The sequence below is a fragment of the Aliikangiella maris genome (assembly GCF_040719265.1).
GTDB classification, from domain to species: domain Bacteria; phylum Pseudomonadota; class Gammaproteobacteria; order Enterobacterales; family Kangiellaceae; genus Aliikangiella; species Aliikangiella maris.
This window is the reverse complement of the sequence record NZ_JBFDAH010000084.1, coordinates 1-2,330: the sequence shown is the minus strand read 5'-3', so window position 1 is coordinate 2,330 and position 2,330 is coordinate 1. Positions and strand designations below refer to the sequence as shown.

At 42.4% G+C, this 2,330-nt stretch carries 3 protein-coding genes; all 3 read right to left on the bottom strand.

All coding sequences use genetic code 11. The annotated features are described in order from the left end of the window. Positions 1–28 precede the first annotated feature (28 nt). Positions 29–1,525 (bottom strand): IS66 family transposase, encoded by a 1,497-nt coding sequence (gene tnpC, locus ABVT42_RS22060; protein WP_353897163.1) that lies wholly within the window; start codon positions 1,523–1,525, stop codon positions 29–31. Positions 1,526–1,592: 67 nt separating this feature from the next. Next, entirely contained in the window at positions 1,593–1,949 is a 357-nt protein-coding gene (tnpB, locus tag ABVT42_RS22055; RefSeq protein WP_353897162.1) for an IS66 family insertion sequence element accessory protein TnpB, read from the bottom strand. Beyond that, positions 1,946–2,248 carry an IS66 family insertion sequence element accessory protein TnpA gene (gene tnpA / locus ABVT42_RS22050; protein ID WP_353897161.1) on the bottom strand — a complete coding sequence of 101 codons (303 nt, stop codon included), beginning with the start codon at positions 2,246–2,248 and terminating at the stop codon, positions 1,946–1,948. The genes tnpB and tnpA overlap by 4 nt, the downstream gene beginning before the upstream one ends. Positions 2,249–2,330 lie beyond the last annotated feature (82 nt).

The window sequence follows — 2,330 nt, the reverse complement described above, 5'->3', positions numbered from 1 at the left end:
GTAAGCGTCCAGCGAATTACACGCTTGACTATTGATGGTACTTAAAATTCCAAGGCATCAAGTACTCGATATCATTGGGCTGCTTTGGCAACTCACTCAGTAAAAACATCAGGTAGTCAAAAGGAATGAGCCCATTGGCTCTTGCCGTTTCAATTAAACTATAGAGCGTTGCACTGGCCCTGGCACCACTGGTGGTATTAGCAAAAAGCCAATTTTTTCGGCCAATGACCAGCGGTTTTATCGCACGTTCAGCTCGGTTGTTATCAATATTCAGGTTTCCATCTTCTGTGTAAAGAATGAGTTTATCCCACTGATTAAGACTATAGGTGATGGCTTTGCCAATCGCTGATTTAGGTGGAACTTGATTGACGGATTTATCTAGCCAGCTTTTCAATTGTTTCAGTAGTGGTAGCGCTTTTTCTTTCCTTTCAATCATTTTTTGATTCGGTGATAAATCGTTGATTTGTTTTTCCAGGCGATAGAGTTTTTTAATATGACTAATGGCCCAGTTAGCTTTACCGGTTTTATTTTTGCCTTGTACTTTTTCCGCTTCAATAAACTTGCGTCTGGCATGGGCCCAGCAGCCAGCGAGTTTGGCCCCCGTTTGTTCATAGCCTTGATAACCATCCGCTTGCAAGTAGCCTTGAAAACCCTGCAAAAAATCAACCGCGCATTGGCCACTGCGACTGGCTTGATAGTCATAAAGCACAATATTGGGTATGCCATTATCTTGGGGCAAGTCAGAGCCTGTGCAGTACAGCCACATATAGCATTTCGCTTTGTCTTCACTAATGACATTGAGCGTCGTTTCATCTGCCTGAATGACCGGTTGTTGTAAAAGTATTTTGTGCCAGTGTTCAATAATGGGTTTAAAGAGTTCCGCACATTTGAGCATCCATGCACTCAGGGTTTTGCGGTTTAACTCAATACCATGTTGTTTAAAGATTTGCTCCTGACGATAAAGCGGCAAGCTATACTGATACTTGCTGGTCATCACCTGGCTCAATAATGAAGGTGTCGCGATACTTTTGGGAATAGGGCTGGCTGGTACTGCTGCTTGTTTGATTTTTACTTGGGTATCATTTTTCTCACAAACCCGGCAGCTATACTTAGGCCGAACATTTTCAATCACTTTGACCTGAGCTGGAATAAACTCAAGCTGCTCGCTTTTATCTTCGCCCATCTGATGAAGTTCACCTCCACAACAGTCACAAACTTTATCGGTTTCATCAATATCGTGAATAACCACTTCTCGCGGTAAGTCTTGCGGTAGTGGCTTACGCTTCGGTTTGTTTCGGGTGTAGCTAATGCTTTCTTTTTCTGTATCCGCTGGCTCATCGAGAATTTGCTCGGCTTCGTTAAATAAATCGCCTTGCTCTGCATGGGCTTCGCTGCTTTGACCAAACTGCTTTTGTTGGGCCAGGCGGAATTGCTCTTCTAAAAATTCACATTTCGACTGAAGTGCCAGAACCATCTTTTTAAGTTCTGTGATATCGTCGGGAAGATTGTCTGCAGGTGTTTTCATGGCCCTTATTCTATCAAATTAAGCGCCATAAGGGAGCAGTTAACGATCAGTGGTTGTCAATTCCCGATCAACGCAGGGATTCAAAAGTCAGTGGCTGATGTCCTTGTATTTTGCTGATATCAAAACCTGATAGCAGCCATTCCCACTGCTGGATAGATAAAGTAAAAACTGCCTGTGGGTATTTTTTGGGCCACTTGAATTTATCTTTTTCGAGTCGTTTATACCAAAGGCAAAAACCTGTCTGGTCCCAATACAGTACTTTGAGCTTATCTCGCGCTTTATTACAAAAGACAAACACCGCGTCACTAAAAGGCGACAGATTCATTTCTTGTTCAACAATAAGCATTAAACCATTAATTGACTGACGGAAGTCAACGGGTTCCCGGTGTAAGTAGATTTGATTAAAGTCATTGGCTGACTTCATGCTAATGCCTTAAGCAAGCCTGCTAGCCAGTGGCTATCTGTTGTAGTTGGTAAATTCAGTTGGATTGGCCCCACGGTCAATTGAATCGATGATGATGATACTTTTGGCTCTGGCCGTTTAACCTCAACAAACGACTGGTTGACAGTTTTGGAGGACTGCTTCCAGTTTAAGTCAAATTGACGTTTAGAAAAGTACTTAGCATTAAGCTGATGTTTTCGACAAAACTCGGCGGCACTTAATCCACTTTCCTGGTGTTGTTTAAATAAGTTGAGCCATTCTTGCTTCGTTCGACGTTTCATTATTTATCTCCTGGTTAATTTAAATGGAGACAGTTTAGAGTGGTTAAAATCTAAAGATAGGTGTAAATCCCCGGACGCTTAC

Excerpts from the sequence above, each read along its gene's own strand:
- tnpC (WP_353897163.1), bottom strand. The coding sequence starts at position 1,525 with ATGAAAACACCTGCAGACAATCTTCCCGACGATATCACAGAACTTAAA.
- tnpB (WP_353897162.1), bottom strand. The coding sequence starts at position 1,949 with ATGAAGTCAGCCAATGACTTTAATCAAATCTACTTACACCGGGAACCC.
- tnpA (WP_353897161.1), bottom strand. The coding sequence starts at position 2,248 with ATGAAACGTCGAACGAAGCAAGAATGGCTCAACTTATTTAAACAACAC.